This window comes from Nocardia farcinica, from assembly GCF_029867845.1.
In the GTDB taxonomy this organism is placed as follows: domain Bacteria; phylum Actinomycetota; class Actinomycetes; order Mycobacteriales; family Mycobacteriaceae; genus Nocardia; species Nocardia farcinica_A.
In genome coordinates, this window is record NZ_JARWRU010000297.1 from 1 (window position 1) to 1,758 (window position 1,758).

Sequence of the window (1,758 nt, forward strand, 5' to 3'; positions counted from 1 at the left end):
CGCGGGCTCGCGGCCGCGCCGCCGGTTTCGGGACAGCCGCTGGTGGGGCTGTGCGTTTAACTCCTCGACCGCGGGGGCGCGGGGGGGCCCCCTGCGGTGCCGGGGTTAGACCGGGGGGGCGGGGGCGGCGGCGGCGAAGACCCACAGGGTGCACGGGAGAGCCGGGTCGACGGCGGTGCGCACCAGCTCGTCGGCGACACCGCTGCCGTACCAGGATGCGCGCACGTACAACGCGTCGAGTTCGGCGCACGGCGCAGCCTCCCGGGTGGTGACCGTGGCGAATCCGATCACCTCCTCGCCGTCGAGGGCGACGTGGGTGCGCGTGGCGCCGCGCGCGGTCAGCTGCCGCAGCACCGCGTCCGCGCGCCGGTCCACGTCGAAGGCGGCGAGCATCGGGGCGGGGACCAGGTCGCGATAGGCCTCGCGCCAGGAGGCGATGTGACAGGCCGCGATGCCGCGGGCGTGCTCGGGCGCGGCGGGGACGACGCGCCAGGACCGCTCGGCGCGGGAACGGCAACGCCCCGGCTCACCCATTCGGGCGCCGGGGCGTGTGCTGTGCTCTGCTGAGTGAACCAGCGTGCCGGTCTCAGCCGCGGACGACCTTGCCGGCCTTCAGGCAGGAGGTGCACACGTTCATGCGGCGGGTGTTGCCGGGGGCAACCTGGGCGCGCACGGTCTGGATGTTCGGGTTCCAACGACGGTTGGTACGCCGGTGCGAGTGCGAGACCGACTTCCCGAAGCCGGGGCCCTTGGCGCAGACGTCGCAGACGGCAGCCATAGTCGCGAACTCCTTCGTGTTCAGTGGGGGACGGCAGCCCGTGACGGGCGGCATGTCCGAAACAATGTCGTGATGTGCCGGTGCCGACTGGTGCCGGCGTGCGGCGCGGCAACTCGCGGAGAGTGACGTGCGGCGTGGCAACCCTGCAAGAGTAACCGCCGCGTCCCGCATCGACCAAACCGGGGGCGCGCGGCCCGCTGTCGGTTCGGCTGTCGCCGCCTGCCGCTAACCTGGCGGACGGCGGTGGTCAGCGGGTGTGAGGGAGTGAGGTGGACCGTGCCCGGCGAACGGGAGACGATCGACAGCGCCGCGTTGCTGCACTGGGGCCTGCTCTGCGTCGACGGCCTGGCCGAGCGCCGCGCGGAGATCAATTCCCTCAACGTCTTCCCGGTCGCCGACGCCGACACCGGAACGAACCTGCTGGTCACCATGCGTGCGGCGGTGCGGGCCGCGCAGGCGGCACGAGACTGCGAGGCCGAGGTCTCCGTGCGCGCGCTCGCCGCCGCCATGGCCAGGGGCGCGACCGTGGGCGCGCGCGGCAATTCCGGCATCATTCTCTCCCAGGTGCTGCGCGGCCTCGCCGAGGCGGGGGAGCACGGCCCGCTCACGGCAGGCAGCCTGGCCGAGGCGCTGTCGCGGTCGGCGGCCCTGGTGCGGGCGAGCCTGAGCACGCCGGTCGAGGGCACGATGCTGACCGTGCTCGACTGCGCGGCCGCCTCGGCCAGGGCGTGCGTCGACGCGGCGGGCGTCGCGGAGCCGCCTGTCGAAGTGAACGGCGCGGTCAGGGCGGCCGGCCCGGGGGAGACGAGCGGGTCGGGCGCGGTGCGGCCGGCCGAGGTCGCGGTGGCCGCGGCGGAGGGAGCGGCCAAGGCGCTGGGCGAGACGCCCTCCCAGTTGGGCGTGCTGCGCGAGGCCGGAGTCGTGGGCGCGGGGGCCAGGGGGCTGGTGGGCCTGGTCGCCGCCCTGGTGGCGGTGACGCG

The 1,758-nt window shown here is 74.9% G+C and carries 3 protein-coding genes; 1 reads left to right on the forward strand and 2 read right to left on the reverse strand.

Going from position 1 to position 1,758, the window contains the following annotated elements:
- Positions 1 to 105: 105 nt before the first annotated feature.
- The gene (locus QH283_RS06450) at positions 106 to 534 is read right to left on the reverse strand and encodes a GNAT family N-acetyltransferase (RefSeq protein WP_280502100.1); all 429 of its coding nucleotides are present in this window, start codon (positions 532 to 534) and stop codon (positions 106 to 108) included.
- A gap of 52 nt (positions 535 to 586) precedes the next feature.
- The gene (rpmB, locus tag QH283_RS06455) at positions 587 to 778 is read right to left on the reverse strand and encodes a 50S ribosomal protein L28 (RefSeq protein ID WP_011210730.1); all 192 of its coding nucleotides are present in this window, start codon (positions 776 to 778) and stop codon (positions 587 to 589) included.
- A gap of 276 nt (positions 779 to 1,054) precedes the next feature.
- On the opposite strand from rpmB, the gene QH283_RS06460 reads away from it, so the two are divergent.
- A partial coding sequence (locus tag QH283_RS06460; protein WP_280502101.1) for a DAK2 domain-containing protein occupies positions 1,055 to 1,758 on the forward strand: 704 nt, incomplete at its 3' end.

Bases quoted from the DNA above. Each gene is read 5' to 3' on its own strand.
- QH283_RS06450 (WP_280502100.1), bottom strand. From the start codon at position 534: ATGGGTGAGCCGGGGCGTTGCCGTTCCCGCGCCGAGCGGTCCTGGCGC.
- rpmB (WP_011210730.1), bottom strand. From the start codon at position 778: ATGGCTGCCGTCTGCGACGTCTGCGCCAAGGGCCCCGGCTTCGGGAAG.